General features: G+C 72.7%; 15 protein-coding genes. 4 read left to right on the forward strand and 11 right to left on the reverse strand.

Going from position 1 to position 16,048, the window contains the following annotated elements; translation table 11 throughout:
- The 4 genes from DVA66_RS06965 to DVA66_RS06980 form a co-directional block, all read right to left on the reverse strand.
- Nucleotides 1-825 (reverse strand): nitrilase-related carbon-nitrogen hydrolase (locus tag DVA66_RS06965; protein WP_114559419.1); only part of this gene is annotated, 825 nt, incomplete at its 3' end.
- 5 nt (nucleotides 826-830) lie between these two features.
- Complete coding sequence (locus DVA66_RS06970) at nucleotides 831-2,000, reverse strand: cupin domain-containing protein (RefSeq protein WP_114559420.1); 1,170 nt, start codon at nucleotides 1,998-2,000, stop codon at nucleotides 831-833.
- Between the two features lie 23 nt (nucleotides 2,001-2,023).
- Nucleotides 2,024-3,004: a nuclear transport factor 2 family protein gene (locus tag DVA66_RS06975; RefSeq protein ID WP_114559421.1), complete on the reverse strand. Its 981-nt coding sequence runs from the start codon at nucleotides 3,002-3,004 to the stop codon at nucleotides 2,024-2,026.
- A gap of 91 nt (nucleotides 3,005-3,095) precedes the next feature.
- On the reverse strand, nucleotides 3,096-4,097 hold the full coding sequence (locus tag DVA66_RS06980; RefSeq protein WP_114559422.1) for a LacI family DNA-binding transcriptional regulator: 1,002 nt from the start codon (nucleotides 4,095-4,097) through the stop codon (nucleotides 3,096-3,098).
- A 112-nt stretch (nucleotides 4,098-4,209) separates the two neighbouring features.
- Between DVA66_RS06980 and hisD (DVA66_RS06985) the strand changes: the two genes are divergently transcribed.
- From hisD (DVA66_RS06985) to DVA66_RS07000, 4 genes are all read left to right on the forward strand, one after another.
- On the forward strand, nucleotides 4,210-5,541 hold the full coding sequence (gene hisD / locus DVA66_RS06985) for a histidinol dehydrogenase (RefSeq protein ID WP_114559423.1): 1,332 nt from the start codon (nucleotides 4,210-4,212) through the stop codon (nucleotides 5,539-5,541).
- A complete protein-coding gene (locus DVA66_RS06990; protein ID WP_114559424.1) occupies nucleotides 5,538-6,293 on the forward strand; it encodes an SDR family NAD(P)-dependent oxidoreductase in 756 nt (251 codons plus the stop codon). The genes hisD (DVA66_RS06985) and DVA66_RS06990 overlap by 4 nt, the downstream gene beginning before the upstream one ends.
- Entirely contained in the window at nucleotides 6,293-7,045 is a 753-nt protein-coding gene (locus tag DVA66_RS06995; RefSeq protein ID WP_114559425.1) for an HpcH/HpaI aldolase family protein, read from the forward strand. Before DVA66_RS06990 ends, DVA66_RS06995 begins: the two co-directional genes overlap by 1 nt.
- A gap of 80 nt (nucleotides 7,046-7,125) precedes the next feature.
- Complete coding sequence (locus DVA66_RS07000) at nucleotides 7,126-7,476, forward strand: VOC family protein (RefSeq protein WP_114559432.1); 351 nt, start codon at nucleotides 7,126-7,128, stop codon at nucleotides 7,474-7,476.
- Nucleotides 7,477-7,856: 380 nt separating this feature from the next.
- Here the strand turns inward: DVA66_RS07000 and DVA66_RS07005 are convergent, their stop codons facing one another.
- The 7 genes from DVA66_RS07005 to DVA66_RS07035 form a co-directional block, all read right to left on the reverse strand.
- Complete coding sequence (locus DVA66_RS07005) at nucleotides 7,857-9,056, reverse strand: aminoglycoside phosphotransferase family protein (protein ID WP_157973880.1); 1,200 nt, start codon at nucleotides 9,054-9,056, stop codon at nucleotides 7,857-7,859.
- Nucleotides 9,057-9,142: 86 nt separating this feature from the next.
- Complete coding sequence (locus DVA66_RS07010; protein ID WP_114559427.1) at nucleotides 9,143-10,051, reverse strand: carbohydrate ABC transporter permease; 909 nt, start codon at nucleotides 10,049-10,051, stop codon at nucleotides 9,143-9,145.
- Entirely contained in the window at nucleotides 10,048-10,917 is an 870-nt protein-coding gene (locus DVA66_RS07015; protein WP_114559428.1) for a carbohydrate ABC transporter permease, read from the reverse strand. Before DVA66_RS07015 ends, DVA66_RS07010 begins: the two co-directional genes overlap by 4 nt.
- Before the next feature lie 80 nt (nucleotides 10,918-10,997).
- Nucleotides 10,998-12,311: an ABC transporter substrate-binding protein gene (locus tag DVA66_RS07020; protein WP_114559429.1), complete on the reverse strand. Its 1,314-nt coding sequence runs from the start codon at nucleotides 12,309-12,311 to the stop codon at nucleotides 10,998-11,000.
- A gap of 68 nt (nucleotides 12,312-12,379) precedes the next feature.
- On the reverse strand, nucleotides 12,380-13,699 hold the full coding sequence (gene hisD / locus DVA66_RS07025) for a histidinol dehydrogenase (protein ID WP_114559430.1): 1,320 nt from the start codon (nucleotides 13,697-13,699) through the stop codon (nucleotides 12,380-12,382).
- A gap of 115 nt (nucleotides 13,700-13,814) precedes the next feature.
- Nucleotides 13,815-14,738 carry an AEC family transporter gene (locus DVA66_RS07030; RefSeq protein WP_114559431.1) on the reverse strand — a complete coding sequence of 308 codons (924 nt, stop codon included), beginning with the start codon at nucleotides 14,736-14,738 and terminating at the stop codon, nucleotides 13,815-13,817.
- Nucleotides 14,739-14,760: 22 nt separating this feature from the next.
- Nucleotides 14,761-16,048, reverse strand: a 1,288-nt coding sequence (locus DVA66_RS07035) for a DUF5915 domain-containing protein (protein WP_157973881.1), incomplete at its 5' end; no start/stop codon positions are given.

The raw sequence follows: 16,048 nt of genomic DNA on the forward strand, positions 1-16,048 counted from the left end.
GTTGTGGTGCCCACGGCGCTTGTCGCGGGCGCGCCGCACGTCGACCTCGGCCAGCAGCACCCCCGCGCGCCCCAGCGCCGGCTCGGTCAGCCGGCGCCCGGCGGGGTCGGCCACCACGCTGCCGCCCACCCAGTCCACGCCCCGCTCCGGGCCCACCCGGTCGGCGACGGCGAGGTAGACCCCGGAGCCGGCGGCCGCGGCCCGGGCCTGGACGACCTCGGTCACCTCGTCGGGGAGCAGCGGCGTCTCGCAGGGCCAGTTGCTCGGCGCGGCGACGACGTCGGCGCCACGCAGGGCGAGGTCGCGGACCCACTCGGGGAACTCGATCTCGTAGCAGATGCCGAGCCCGATCCGACCCAGCGGTGTGTCGACCACCGGGCTGCGGCGGGTGCCCGGGGTGAAGACCGCCTTCTCGACGCCGCCCCACAGGTGGGTCTTGCGGTGCACCGCCCGCACCCGGCCGTCCTGGACCAGCAGGGCGCTGTTGGTCACGTCACCGTCGGGGGTGCGTTCGCAGAAACCGGCCACGACGACCGCCCGCGATCCGGCGACGCGTCGGACCAACCGGGAGGTCGGGCCGTCCTCGGCGGGCTCGGCCCGGCGCCTCGCCTCGTCCCGGTCGGCGAACACGTAGCCGCTCAGCAGCAGCTCCGGCAGCACCACCAGGGCCGCACCGCGCCGGCACGCCTCCTCCAGCGCCGCGGCAGCCGCCTGCTCGGTGCCGGCCGGGTCGTCGATGTCGACCGGCACCTGGCAGACCGCCAGCGTCCAGGACGGGACGTCCCGCGGCGCAGGCCCCTCCTCCTCGCTGTGCGGCTCGACCACCGGGGTCAGTCGTCCTCGGTGGCGGTGCGCATCACCGCGGCCGGCGCCAGGTAGCCGTTGGGGTCCAGCACCCAGCCCGAGCGCTCGGCGGCCCCGACCACCTCCGGCGCCCACTCCAGCAGCACCCGGTCGTCACCGCCGTTGACGACCAGCAGCTCGCCGGTGCCGGGCTCGGCGGGCGAGCCGGCCTCGGACAGCAGGTGGAAGCTGCGCCAGCTGCCTTGCGGCACCGACAGCATGTCGTCGGGGCCGAGCTCGACGGTCTGGTCCTCCAGGTGCACCTGCCAGCGCCCGGACTTGGCGACCAGCACCTGGGTACGCTCGTGGCGGTGGCTCAGCACGCCCTCCCCGGGCGTCGCGGTCAGCCAGGCGACGTTGAAGGTGTGCGGCTCGTGCAGCAGCGGCTGGGCGCGCCGGTCCTCGACCATGCCGTAGCCGATCACCGGGGTGATCCGGGCGCCGCCACCGGGCAGGGTGCCGCAGAGCAGCCCGTGCTCGACGGGGCGGCGGTCGCCCGGCGCCATCACCCGGGCCCGCATCTCCTCCACCGACCAGCGGCGCAGCGCGTCGATCTGCTCCTGCGGCATCGGCTTGATCAGGGCGACGTCGTCGGGCACGACGTCGCCGGCCACGGTGTCGATGAGGCGGTTGTCGGCGGTGAGGTGCAGCCCGTGGGACTCGGCGTCGCGCAGCACGGCCGGGCCCCAGATGATGCCGCCGGTCACGTCGTGGCCCAGGATCGTCAGCAGGATGCCGTCGTCGGGGCCCACGTTGGTGAACCCGCGGAAGGCCCAGGTCGGCACCGAGATGATGTCGCCGTCCTTGCAGAGGTACTCGCCCTCGGTGCCGTCCACGCCCCAACGGATGAGGAACTCCCCGCCGAGGTTGATGAACACCTCGGCGGTGAAGTGCAGGTGCAGGCTGTTGCTGACCCCGTTCGGCATCCCGGCGGCGCCGAGGTTGAACCCGTGCGGGTCGGTCAGGTTGACGAACTGGGTGGAGCTCTGGGAGACCCCGGGGCCGATGAACTGGAAGTTGGACTTGCGGTCCGAGCCGGGGGTGCGGCAGTCGATGAAGGCGGCCTGGCAGGGCACCCAGTCGCTGCGGCGGATGGTGCGCCGCTCCACCTCCGCGCGCGACAGCGTGGTCGTGGGACGGTCGACGAGGTCGGTCATGAGGTGCTCCTCGGGTGTGCGGGTCAGTAGATGTTGGTGGGCTCGTAGGCGGTGTCGCCGCGGGCGCCGATGATCTGGGTGCGGATGGCGAGGTCGTCGTAGACCCGGGTCTCCTTGACGAGGCGGCCGTCCTGGACGAGGAACTGCGAGATCCCCAGCACCTCCACCGGTGACCCGGTGAGCGGTCCGTAGTCGGCCATGCCGTCGTATACGCCGAGCATCCGCCAGGTGACGGCGATCCGCAGACCGGCGTAGCGCTCGGCGTGGTGGGTCTGCACGTCGCGCCACTCGAAGCGGGCCCCCGGGAAGGCGCGCAGCAGGGTGAGCAGGGAGCGCCGGTAGCCCTCGGGCCGGATCACCGTGCGGTCGGCGACGTCGTTGAGCACGAGGTCGCGGATCCAGTACCGGCCGACCTTCTCCAGCTCGCGCTGGTTCCACACGTTCTCCAGGAACTCCAGCACCATCTCGACCTCGGGCCGGAAGTCGTCGGGCCGGGGGCCGCTGTCGCCGTCGCGGGTGATGTCGGGCTTGGGTGGCCGGGTCATCGAGCCGGTGAATCCGGCGAACTTCCGCTGCGCGGCGACCTCGTCGGGGTCCTGGCCGGTCTGCAGGGCGATGGCCAGGCCGTCGCGGGTCACCCACTCCTCGACCATCCGGCCGCGGCGGTAGAGGCAGTTGGCGATGGTGCGGCTGCGGAACCCGGTGTGCGGGTCGATGCTCAGCACCAGGTGGGAGCTGAGGAAGGCGTCGTCCCCGCGCTGCTCCCAGACCACGTCCTCGGCCTGCCCGATCCGGTCCGGGGTGTCGGCGATCCGCATCAGGCTGCCCTGGATGACCTCGTCACGGCCGACCGAGGTGCCGAGCACGCCGTGGACGATGGAGTCCGGCTCGTAGTTCTCCCTGATGTAGCCGATGGCCCGGTCGACCCAGATGAGGTCGGTGACCTCGCGGATGAAGTCGTCGGGGTCGGCGTAGGGCTGGTAGGCGACGGGGTCAAGCGCCATCAGGGCTGCTCCTCGGGTCGGGTCGGGTGCCGTCCCTGACTGTATGCGTATGCAGGAGCCGCCCGCAAGGGTGTCCTGCGCCAGGCCCGGCTCAGCTCATCGGGGCGGCCGCCAGCGTCCGGCGGTGCACCAGCCTGGTCGGGAACACCTCGTGGCGGTAGGTGCCGGGCCGGTCCCCCGCCTCGATCCGCTCGATCAGCAACCGGGCCGCGGCCTGCGCCATGGCGGTGAGGTCGTAGGCGACGGTGGTCAGGGAGAAGACCGGCCACCGGGCCGGCGGCAGGTCGTCGAAGCCGACCACCGACACCTGCTCCGGGATCGCCAGCCCGGCCTCGTGCGCGGCGTTCACCGCCCCGATGGCGACCACGTCGTTGCTGCAGACGACCGCGGTCGGAGGCTCGGCCAGCGCGAGGAAGCGCTGCATCCCGGCGTGGCCGGTCTCGACGTCGAAGGGGCCGCGGTGGGTCAGCGCCCGTGGTAGCCCGATGCCGTGGTGCTCCAGCGCCTCGCGCAACGCCTCCTCGCGCTCCTCCCCGGTGCTGGTGTTGCGCGGCCCGAAGATCGCGGCCACCCGCCGGTGCCCGCGGTCGGCCAGCGCACCGGCCACCTCACCCAGACCGGCAGCGGCGTCGACCGTGGCCGAGTCCGCCTCGACCGCCGACGTCCGGTTGAAGTAGACGAACGGGACGCCGCGGTCACGCAGCCGCACCGGCAGGGCGGAGTCGCTGGTCGTGGTGGCGAGCAGGACGCCGTCGAGCCCGTGGGAGAACAACCGCTCGGTCACGTTCTCGCCGTCGCGGTCCTCGGTGTGCAGGATCAGCTGGTGGTCCAGGGCCTCGAGCTGGCGGTGCATCGCGGCGATGACGTAGGGGTAGAACTGGTTCTCCAGGTCGGTGACCAGCAGCCCCACCCGGCGGGTCCGACCGCTGGCCAGTGCGCGACCGGAGTCGCTGATGACGTAGCCCAGGCTGCGGGCCGCCCGCCGGACGCGCTCCTTGGTCTCCGCCGAGACGTTGGGGCTGTCCCGCAACGCCCGGGACACGGTCGGCTGGGAGACCCCAGCCAGCCGCGCGACGTCGTGGCTGGTGACCATCGGCTACCTCCTGACCGCCCGCATCATGCCGCACACCCGCCCTTGACGGCCACGGACCCCGTCCGTTTCACTGGTCAAGCATACGTATGTCAACGTCGATGGAGGAGCTCCCGTGCCGCACTACCTCAAGCAGGGTCGCAGCAAGTCGTTCGCCGACACCACGCAGGCCGGGGTCAGCCAGCGGGTCGCCGAGATCATCGCCGACGTGCGCGGGCGCGGGGACGCCGCGGTGCGGGAGCACTCCGAGACCTTCGACCGGTGGAGCCCCGCCGCGTTCCGCCTCGACGAGGCGCAGGTGCGCGAGATCATCGCCGGGCTGCCCGAGCAGGTCGTGGCCGACATCCGCTTCGTGCAGGACCAGGTGCGCGGCTTCGCCGAGGCCCAGCGGGCGACCCTGCAGGACCTCGAGGTGGAGACCCTGCCCGGGGTGTTCCTCGGTCACCGGCACGTGCCGGTCGACTCGGTCGGCGCCTACGTCCCCGGCGGCAAGTACCCGCTGACCGCCTCGGCGCACATGACCATCCTCACCGCCAAGGCGGCCGGGGTGCCCCGGGTGGTGGCCTGCACCCCGCCGATCCAGGGCGAGGTGCCCGCGGCCACGGTCGCCGCGATGGCGATGGCCGGCGCGGACGAGATCTACCTGCTCGGCGGCGTCCAGGCGGTGGCCGCGATGGCCGTCGGCACCGAGACGATCTCCCCCGTCGCCACCATCGCCGGCCCGGGCAACGCCTACGTCGCCGAGGCCAAGCGCCAGCTGTACGGGGAGGTCGGGATCGACCTGTTCGCCGGGCCCACCGAGATCCTCGTCATCGCCGACGAGGAGGCCGACCCGTTCGTGTGCGCGGTCGACCTGCTCTCCCAGGCCGAGCACGGGCCCGAGTCGCCCGCGGTGCTCATCACTCCGAGCACCCGCGTCGCCGAGGAGACGCTGCGCCACGTCGAGGCCCTGCTGCCCACGATGCCCACCCGCGACTACGCCGAGCCGGCCTGGCGCGACTTCGGCCAGGTGGTCGTCGTGGACGACCTGGACGAGGCGTTCGCCCTCGGTGACTCGCTGGCCTCCGAGCACGTGCAGGTGCTGACCCGCGAGCCACGCCGGGCGCTGGAGCAGATGCGCAGCTACGGTGCGCTGTTCCTCGGCGAGGGCACCTGCGTCTCCTACGGGGACAAGGTCATCGGCACCAACCACGTCCTGCCGACTCTCGGCTCGGCCCGCTACACCGGGGGCCTGTGGGTCGGGAAGTACCTCAAGACGGTGACCTACCAGGAGGTCCGCTCGGAGGAGACGAGCAGCATGCTCGGCGAGGTCTGCGGCCGGGCCGCCCGGGTCGAGCGGTTCGAGGGCCACGCCCGCTCCGGCGACGTCCGCGTCTGGAAGCACACCGGTCAGGCCTTCGACTGGATCGAGGCGGCCCGCGCCGTACCCGCCGGGGACCGGGCGTGAGCCTGACCGGCCGGACGGCCCTGGTCACCGGCGGCGGCAACGGGCTCGGCGCCGCCATCGCGACCAGCCTGCACGGCGCCGGTGCCCGGGTGGTGCTGGTGGGTCGGCGCCGCAGCACGCTGGAGACGGTGGCCGGGCGGCTGGGCGAGCGGGTGCGCTGCGCCGTCGCCGACGTCAGCAACCCCGGGCAGGTGGCCGCGCTGGCCGACGAGCTCGCCGATGAGGACGTCTCGGTGCTGGTCAACAACGCCGGGATCGCCGGCCCGGTCGCACCCCTGACCGAGATCGCGGTCGAGGACTGGGACGAGGTCTTCGACGTCAACGTGCGCGGGGTGTTCCTGGTGTGCCGGGCCTTCCTGCCCGCGATGGTGCGCGCCGGACGGGGGGACGTCGTCAACGTCGCCTCGGTCTCGGGCAAGCGCCCGCTCGCCGGGCGGACGCCGTACTGCGCCTCGAAGATGGCCGTGCTCGGGCTCACCACCACGCTGGCCTTCGAGGTCGGGCCCGCCGGGGTGAACGTCAACAGCCTCTCTCCCGGCCCCGTCGAGGGCCCGCGGATGGAGCGCAACTTCCGCCTCGAGGCCGAGCGCTCCGGCACCACCGTGGCCGAGGCGCGTGACGCCTTCGTCTCCCGGGCCGCGCTCGGCCGGATGGTCACCGAGGAGGAGGTCGGACGGGCCGTGCTGGCGATGCTGCAGATGCCGGGGCTGTGCGGCGCCGACGTCGACCTGTCGGCCGGGATGGTGGCCTGATGGGCGTCCCGCCCCCCGGGCTGCGACGGCGTCTGGACGCCGGGGAGCGGCTGCTCGGCGTGCTGCTCCGGCTGCCGTCGGAGGACCTGCTCGAGATGGCCGCGGTCAGCGGTTTCGACTTCGTGCTCATCGACTGCGAGCACGGCCCGGCCGACGTGGTCGAGCTGCGCCGCCACGTCACCGTGGCGCAGCTGCACGGTCTGGACGTGCTCGTCCGCACCGGCAGCGACGAACCGGCCCTGGTGCTGCGGGCGCTCGACCAGGGGGCAGCCGGGGTCGTCGCCCCGCACGTGGACGACCCGGCCACCGCGGCGCGGCTGGTGGACTCCGTGCGGTACCCCCCGCACGGGCACCGGGGGTTCGCCACCTACACCCGCGCCGGCGACTTCGGCCGGGTACCGCCCGAGGAGCACCGGGCGCGCGCCGGCCAGGCGCTGGTGATCGGGATGATCGAGTCCCCCGCCGGCGTGCGCGCGGTCGACGACGTGCTGGACGTCCCCGGCTTGGACGGCCTGATGGTGGGCGGTGCCGACCTGGCCGCCTCGCGCACCGAGACCGACCCGCCGCTGCCGGAGTGCCTGGACAAGGTCCACCGGGCGGTCGCCGCGCACGGGGCGCTGCGGATGGACATCGTGCTCACCCCGGAGCAGGCGTCGGCCTCCTTCGAGGCGGGGGCGCAGCTGGTGGTCTACAACATCGCCGACGTCCTGATGCGCCACCTCGCCCAGCTGGCGGCCGTCCGTCCGGGGTGACCGTGTCGGAAGCCGGTGCACCAGGGCCCACGGGAGGGCCGACACGCGGTGCGCACTCGGGTCAGCGTCCAGTCAGGGCCATCGCGCACTTCCCGACCACCGTCCTCGACTGCCCCGGCCCCGTGGTGCTCGCCCGCTCCCACGGCGCCATGCCGGACTGGGAGGTCCAGGGCTCCGGCGACTGGACGGAGGTGCGCGCCGAGTACGGAGCCGCCCTCTGCTTCCAGCAGGTGCAGGACTGCACCCCGCCCAGCTGGCCCTCGCAGTCCCAGCCCCCGCAGATGCACCTCGACGTCATGGTCGACGACCTCGACACCGCCGAGGCCGCCCTGCTGGAGCTGGGGGCGACCAGAGCCGAGCACCAGCCCGGGGAGACCTTCCGGGTGCTCCTGGACCCCGCCGGCCACCCCTTCTGCCTCTGCACCTCCTGACGCGACGCCGACCGGTGCGCCCGACGCCCCACCCTGCCCAGGGCCGGCGGTGGTGACGGCAGCGGCCCCGGGGCGTGCCGCCCAGCTGTCGGCTGGCTGACCGCCCGATCTCCATCGGTCGGACATGGTGGTCGCACCGCCGCCGAGCCGGACGTCGGCCCGGTCCGCGCGCCTCCGCCTCCTCCAGCACCTCGTGACCGAGGGCGCTCGGCGTCCTGCCCCGCCCCGACCCGTCACCGCAGACGGTGACGCCCGCGCGCCCAGAAGCTGGCTCATCTGGTCCTCCCGTCCTGTCGGCACTGTTCCCGGTAGGACGCGCCGAGCGGCCCGACTCATCGCCACCGCGACATGCGGCGCCAGGTCACCGCCGGTCGGGCCGGTCAGCCGACCGGCAGCGAGGCGGCCGCGCGCAGGGCCGCGGGGACGTCGCGGGTGTGGTAGACGCGCTCGTCGGGCTCGATCTGGGCGCAGAAGTCGGCGTAGACCATCGCGGCGACCAGCGGCATCACCGGCTGGAGCAGCTCGGCCGCGCGCTCCGGCTCGCACCCCGGGACGACCCGGCGCCAGGACGCCGACCAGGCCGCCCGGACCCGCTCGCGGTCTCCCTCGCCGAGGGAACGGAAGAACGCGAGCTCGTCGGTCAGCGGGTGGCCCACCGCGGAGTCCGACCAGTCCAGGATGGCGTAGCGCCCGGGCCTGCCGCGCACGTTGCCGGGGTGGAAGTCCCCGTGCACCAGCGTGTCCGGGATGCCGCACGCCGCCAGGTCGCGTGCCCGGGTGTCGAGGGTCTGCAGCAGGACAGCCAGCCGGCGACGCTCCTCGGTGGTCAGCGCCGCGGACTGCTCCTCCACCACGGCTGCCAGCCGCGGGGCGATGGCGGGCAGCCGCCGGTCCGGGAGACCCAGCTCGAACAGCTCCTCGGTCCGGCCGAGGTGGGCCACCTGCAGGGCGATCAGCTCCTCCACCATCGCCAGCAGCGGCTCGCCGGTGGCGCCGAAGTGGTCCACCCCCTCGACGCCGGGCAGCAGCACCCGACCCGGCTCGACGGCGATCGGCTGCGGCACCGACACCGCCTCCAGCCGGCTCATCAGCGTGCCCTCGTGGGCGAAGAACGGCGGGACGCTCTTCAGCCAGGTGTCGCCGGTGCTCGTGGGGAGACGCCAGATGCTGGAGAGGTTCCAGGTCTTCACCTGCTGCGGTGGCCCGCTGAGGGAGCGCCCGGTCGCGACCAGCGCCTCCACCGCCCACGCCACGTCGCGGGCCGGTCCGCCGGGGCGGGCGTAGGCCTGGCGCAGCGGGTGGTCGGCGGCGGGGTCCCCCGACCAGGGCAGCAGCCCCCTCGGTTCCCCACCGGTGACCTCGGCCAGGTAGGCGACCTCGCCACCGGAGGTGCGCTCCACCGGTGCCGTGAGGAGCCGGAGCACCACGACGTCCAGGCCGTGACGTCCCCGACACCCGGCGACCACCTCACCGACCTCCTGCCACCACGGCGTCGGCACCGAGAACCGCGGCAACGCCCCCATCAACGTCCCGTCACGGGTGCACAGCACCATGGTGACGTCCTTCCCCGTGTCCACCACGCGCGGCACGGTAGCCAGCCGACCCCGTGTCAGCGACCCAGTTACCGCGGGCACACCGCTGCGACGCGCCGAGGACGCGCCCCGCCTCAGCCCTTGACGGCGCCGGAGTTGAGCCCGGCCACCAGGTACTTCTGCGCCACGAAGGCGATGCCGATCACCGGGATCGTCAGCAGCACGGTGGCCGCTGCCGCCTGCTGCAGCATCGGCAGGGTCTGACCGAGCTGGGTGGCGATGAAGACCGGCACCGTCTTCGAGGTGGTGTCGGTGAGGATGGCGGCGGTCAGGTACTCCTGGAAGCCGAAGAGGAAGGTGAAGATCCCCGCGGTCAGGATGCCCGGACCCATCAGCGGGATCATCACCTTGCGCAGCATCTGCAGCCGGGTGCAGCCGTCGACCATGGCGGCCTCGTCCAGCTCACGCGGGATCTCGGCGAAGAAGTTGCGCAGCAGCCAGATGGTGAACGGCTGGTTGATGGCGATCAGCGCCGCCGCCAGCGCGTAGGTGGTGTCGTAGACCCCGAGCGCCCGGGAGATGTCGTACATCGGCAGCACGACCGCGAACCGCGGCAGCGCCCGGAAGACCAGGGCCAGGATGAGCAGCCCGGCCGAGACGTAGCCGGGGAACCGTGACAGCGCGTAGGCGCACGGCAGCCCCACCAGCAGGGCCACCACGGTGGTGATCACCGCCACCACCAGGGTGTTGATCAGGTAGAGGTAGAAGTCGGTGGTCTGCCACAGGTCGACGAAGGCCGTCGCGGTCGGCTCGTAGAGGAACACCGGCGGGTTGGCGAAGGCCTCCCGGGTCGTCTTCGTCGAGGCCATGATCGTCCACAGGAACGGGGCGAACATGATGACGCAGGTGGCGGCCAGGAAGAGCCCGCCGAGCACGGCGGCGGTGGTCCGGCGGCGTCCGCGGGGCAGCCGCCGGGCGACGACCTCCGCAGCGGCGTCGAGGGGTCGGGCGGTGCCGGAGTCGGCGGTGGTCAGGGTGCTCACGCCTCCTTCGCCTCCTTCAGGATCGAGCGGATGGAGGGGTAGAGCAGGACCAGGATGATGAGGATGGTCAGCACGCTGATGGCGCTGCCCAGCCCGAGGTCCTCCGCGCCCTCGCGGAAGGCGACGTTGTAGATGTAGAGCATGATCGACTCGTTGCCCAGGCCCACCGCCTGCGGTGCGAGCGGGATCAGGTTGTCGAAGGTGCGCAGGACGTCCATGGTCGAGATCAGCACCGCGAAGCCGAGCACGCCGCGGATGCTCGGGATGATCACGTGCCAGTGGCGCCCGAGGGTGCCGGCCCCGTCGATCTGCGCGGCCTCGAGCGTCTCGCGGGAGACCCCCTGCAGCCCGGCCAGGATCATCAGCATGACGAAGGGCAGCATCGACCAGATGACGTTGAGGGCGATGATCAGCCGGTTGGGCCACAGGTCGGTGAACCACAGCACGTCGCCGCCGGTCAGCCGGCCGAGCAGGAAGTTCGCGACCCCGCCGAAGTTGGAGTCGAACAGCCACGAGAACGACACGGCGCCGACCACGTGCGGGATCACGTAGGAGACCAGCAAGATCCCCAGCACCAGCGGACGCATCCGGCCCAGGCCGTTGACCAGGGTGGCGATGAGGTAGCCGAGGCAGATGGTGACCACCGTGACCACCAGCGTCAGGCCGACGGTGAACACCACCGCCCGGCCGAACCGCGGCTCGGTGAGGGCCGCCAGGTAGTTCTGCAGGCCGACGAAGGTGCCCGCCTGGCCGTAGCTGACCCGCTCGAAGCTCCACTCCACCGTCCGGTAGAGCGGGACGAGCATGAAGCCGAACATCACCAGCACGCTGGGCAGCGTCAGGGCGACGAACTCCCGTCTGCGCATGGGTGCTCCCCCTTCCCGGGGTGTTGGGGTGGTGCGGCGGGAGGTCGTCCCGCCGCACCGTGGGTCGCGGTGCCGGGGGCTCAGCCCTGCTCGGCCATCACCTGCTCGCCGATCTCCTGCATCTGCCGCTGGCCCTCCTCCACCGGGATGGCCCCGGTGACGACCTGGGCGACGACCTCGCTGGTGCCGCTGCTCATCTTCGCCACCCACGGGAAGGGGGCGGGCTCGGGCACGTTCTGGATTGCCTCGTTCGCCGCCGTCGCGTACGGGGAGTTCTCCTCGGTCACCAGGCCCTCCCGCGCCGGGTAGGCCGCGGGGATCGACGCCCGCGAGGCGTCCTCGCCCACCGACGCCGCGATCAGCTCGAACAGCAGGCGCTTGTCGACCTGGGTGTTGACCGGGATCGACCACCCGTCGACCGACAGGGCGCCGTACTGACGACCACCCTCCAGGACGGCCGGCGGCGCGGCGAAGGCGAAGTCGCCGGCGTGCTCGGTGTTGGTGTCCTTGGTGAGGTCCACCATCCGCCCGGAGAACATGATCCCCATCGCGGCGTCACCGTTGAACAGCTGCTGCTGCACCTTGGGCTGGTCAAAGGTGGTCACCTGCGGGTCCATGTAGGGCACCAGCGACTTCATCTCCTCCAGGGCCGTCCGCGACTCCTCGGAGGTGAACAGCGGCTCCCGGGTGTCGGGGTCGACGTAGTCCACGCCCTGCGACCCCAGGGCCGCCTTGTAGGCGGTGCCGATGTCGGAGCTCGACAGCCACGGCAGGGCCAGCGGGTACTGGATCTCACCGGCGTCCTGGATGGCCTGGGAGACCTCGCGCAGCTCGGCGAAGGTGGTCGGCGGCTGCAGCCCGAGCTCGTCGAAGACGTCCTCGCGGTAGGCCAGCACGAGCATCTGCGCCTGCATCGGCAGGCCGTACACCTTGCCCTCGTAGCTCAGTGAGTCGAGCATCTCCTGGTTGATGGCGTCGAGGCCGTACTTGTCGCCGAACTCCTCGATGTAGGGGTCCAACGGCTCGAGCTTGCCCTCCGAGCCGTACTGCGGGATGACGAAGGAGTAGCTCTCGATGATGTCGTAGGTGCCGCTGTCGCCCGACAGGGTGGCGGTGGTCTTCTGCACCTGGCCGGCGAAGTCGATCGGGTCGTGCTCCAGGGTCACGTTGTCGTGGCTGCAGCTGGCGACCATCGTGTTGGTGAACGGGTCGACGGCCGAGGAGTTGTAGGCCAGCACGTTGACCGTGACCGGCTCGGGCGGGTTGGTGAAGTCGCAGGCGACCTCGGTGGCGGTGTTGGCCGCGGTGCGCGACCCGGCGCCGCAGCCGGTCAGCAGGAGGCTGACCGCGACGAGGCAGCCGGCAGCCGCCTTCGTCCAGAAGTGGTCGAACAACGTCGTTCCCCTCGATCGGTGGCCGGAGCCAGTCGTCCATACGCATGCAGACGCACGCGCAGCGGTGGTCAGCTGATCAGGTCGAGCCGGAGCTGGGCGCTGTCGCGGTGCCCCGGCATCTGCTCGAAGTCGGCGATGGTCACCACGGGCTCGGCCTGCGTCCGGGTCGCCTCCCGGGTGGCGCGCTGGTAGGTGACCTGCTTGAGGTAGCCGGTGACCGACAGCCCGGCGGTGTAGCGGGCACCCCGTCCGGTCGGCAGCACGTGGTTGGTGCCCGACATCCCCTTGTCGGCGTAGGCCACCGTCGACCAGGGCCCGAGGAAGAGCGAGCCGTAGCTGGTGAGCCGGCGCAGGTACCAGTCGGGGTCCTCGGTGAGGATCTCCAGGTGCTCCGGCGCCAGCAGGTCCATCACCTGGGCCGCCGCCTCGTCGTCCTCCACGACGTAGATCGAGCCCCAGTCGCGCCACGCCGCGCCGGCGATGTCGCGGGTCGCCAGACCCTCCAGCTGTCGGGCGATCTCGCGCTGGACGGCCTGGCCGAGCTCCAGCGAGGTGGTCACCAGGCAGGCCGGGGAGGTGGGTCCGTGCTCGGCCTGGGCCAGCAGGTCGGCGGCCACCATGACCGGCGAGGCCTGCTCGTCGGCGATCACCGCCACCTCCGACGGTCCGGCGAGGACATCGATCCCGACCCGGCCGAAGAGCTGCCGCTTGGCCTCCGCGACGTAGGCGTTGCCCGCGCCGACCACCATGTCGGCCGGGTCGCCGTCGAGCAGCCCGAAGGCCATCGCGGCCAGCGCCTGGACGCCGCCGATGGTGTGCACGCGCTCGGCGCCGGAGGCCCGGGCCGCGTACAGCACGGCGGGGTGGGCGGTGCCCTGGTGCGAGGGCGGTGTGGTGGAGACGACCTGGCCGACGCCGGCCGCGCGGGCCACGCCGATCGTCATGAACGCGCTCGCCAGCAGCGGGAACCGCCCGGCCGGCAGGTAGGCGCCGACGGTCCCGACCGGGATGTAGCGCTGCCCGCAGACCACCCCGGGGACGACCTCGTCCTCGAAGTCGGTGAGGTGGGCGCGCTGCATCTCGGCGAAGCGCCGGGTCCGCTCGGCCCCGGTGTCGAGGGCCAGCTTGAGGTCGTCGGGGAGGTCGGCGGTGCGCTGCTCGATGGCGTCGGCGTCGACGGTGAAGTCGGTGCCGCCGGTCCAGCCGTCCAGCTTCTCGGCGTAGCGGCGGACGGCGTCCAGCCCGCCGGCCTCGATGTCGAGGAGCATGGCGCTGACGGTGTCCCGCACCGCCGGATCGGACTGGGCCGCGACGTCCGGGCGGTCGGGCGCCCGCAGGACGGTGACCCGTCCGTCGACGCGGGCGAGGTCCTTCTCGGTGAGATGCATACGTATACGTTAACGGCCGGGGGCGGGGGGAAGGCAAGACTTAGTGCCGGTCGTCATGCAGACGTCACGTGCGGGGGGCGACGGCCGGCCGACCCGCGTGTCGGGCCGCGGGCGTTCAGCCGCGCAGCAGCCAGGCGATGAGCAGCATCACCGGCAGCGCGAGCACGGTGGTGATGAGGACGACGTCGCGGGCCACCACCTCGCCGGTGCGGTAGCGCAGGGCGTACTGGTACATGTTCTGCGCGCTGGGCAGGGCCGCGAGGATGACGACGGCGTAGACGAGGTCGTCGGGCAGCCCGAAGACGAAGCGGGCCAGCAGGTAGGCCACCACCGGCATCACCACCACCTTGAGCACCACCGCCAGCACGATCTCGCGGCGACCCGAGCCCGGCCGCAGCGGACGCTCGCCGCCGAGGGAGACCCCGAAGGCCAGCAGCATCAGCGGCACCGCGGCCCCGCCGAGGATCTCCATCGGGGCCAGCACCGGGGCGGGCACCCGGATCCCCAGCACCGACACCAGCGCACCGACCGCGGCGGCGACGACGATCGGGTTGCGGAACGGCTGGGTGAGCACCCGGCGCAGGCTGAAACGCTGCGAGGACGCCAGGTCGAGGGCGGCCAGCAGCAGCGGGGACAGCACGAGCAGCTGCAGCAGCAGCACCGGTCCGGCGAACTGGGCGTCCCCGATGACGTAGACCGCCACCGGCAGGCCGATGTTGTTGGCGTTGGAGTAGCCGGACGTGAAGGCCCCGACCAGCACCCGACCGGTGTCCCTGGTCAGCAGCGCCCGCGCCAGCACGGCGTAGAGCAACGCCACCACGACGAAGGCGCACAGCGTGACCAGCAGGAACTCCGAGAACAGCACCGACACGTCGGCCTGGGAGAGCACCGTGAACAGCAGCGCGGGCCCGGCGGCGAAGAAGGCCACCTTGTTGAGCACGAACCGCGACTCCTGCTCGACGATCCCCAGCCGTCCCAGCAGCCAGCCGACGGCGATCACGAAGCCGATGATCGAGAACCCGACCAGCACCCCGGTCACGGGCGGCTCCCGCCGGTCCGCGTCAGCGCCGTCGCACGGCGAAGGCCAGCCCGAGCTCCTCGTCGCGACGCCACTCCCCGTCGGCCCCGTCCGCCCCGTCCTCGGTCATCTCGGTGGCCAGCACCTCACCGGCCACCAGCGTGGCGTGCTCGCGCAGGGCCTCGGCCAGCTCGCCCTCGGCCGACCAGCGCAGGCTGATCCGGTCCGAGACGTCGAAGCCGGAGTCCTTGCGGGCCTCCTGCACCAGCCGGACGACCTCGCGGGCGAGCCCGGCCCGGACCAGCTCCGGGGTCAGGTGCAGGTCGAGCGCGACGGTCTCGCCGTGCTCGTTGACCACCGACCAGCCCTCGCGGGGGCGCTCGGTGAGCAGCACCTCCTCCGCACCCACCTCGACCGCACCCAGCCCGGGCACCTCGACCGTGGCGGTGCCGCCGTCGGCCAGCGCCGCGGCGAGCGCGCCCGCGTCGGCGTCCGCGATGGCCTGGGCGACCGTCGGGGTCTGCTTGCCGAACCGCTTGCCGAGCGCGCGGAAGTTGCCCTTGGCGCTGTGGTCGACCAGGTCACCGGCTCGCGAGAAGCTCTCCACCCGTTCGATGTTGAGCTCGGCGGCCACCTCGGCCCGCAGCTCGTCGGTCAGCCGGGCGTCGGCCGCGCTCGGGATGAGCACCCGCGACAGCGGCTGGCGGATCTTCACCTTCGCCTCCGAGCGCGCGGCCCGGCCCAGCTCGACCACCCGACGCGTCAGCGCCATCGACTCCGCCAGGGCGGTGTCGACCAGGGACGGGTCGGCCACCGGCCAGGGCGCCCGGTGCACCGAGTCCACCTCGACGCTGCCCGAGGCCACGAACAGGTCCGCCCAGACCCGCTCGGTGATGAACGGGGCCAGCGGAGCCATCAGGCAGGTCAGCGTGTGCAGGGTCTCGTGCAGCGTCCACAGTGCCGACGGCTGGCCCTCCCAGAAGCGGCGGCGCGAACGCCGGACGTACCAGTTGGACAGCCCGTCGACGAACTCGCTGACCAGCGCGCCGGCCCGCTGGGTGTCGTAGGCCTCCAGCGCCTCGGTCACCCGGTCGATGAGCGTGTGGGTCTCCGAGACCAGCCAGCGGTCGAGGACGTGCCGCTCGGCCACCGCGGGAGCAGCACCGGTGGGCGTCCAGTCGTTGGCGCGGGCGTAGAGCGCCTGGAAGGAGACGGAGTTCCAGTACGTCAGCAGCACCTTGCGGACGGTCTCGCCGATGGTCTGGTGACCCACCCGGCGCGCGGCCCAGGGCGAGCCGCCGGCGGCCATGAACCAGCGCACCGCGTCCGCG

It is taken from the genome of Desertihabitans aurantiacus, from assembly GCF_003344635.1.
Taxonomy (GTDB): domain Bacteria; phylum Actinomycetota; class Actinomycetes; order Propionibacteriales; family Propionibacteriaceae; genus Desertihabitans; species Desertihabitans aurantiacus.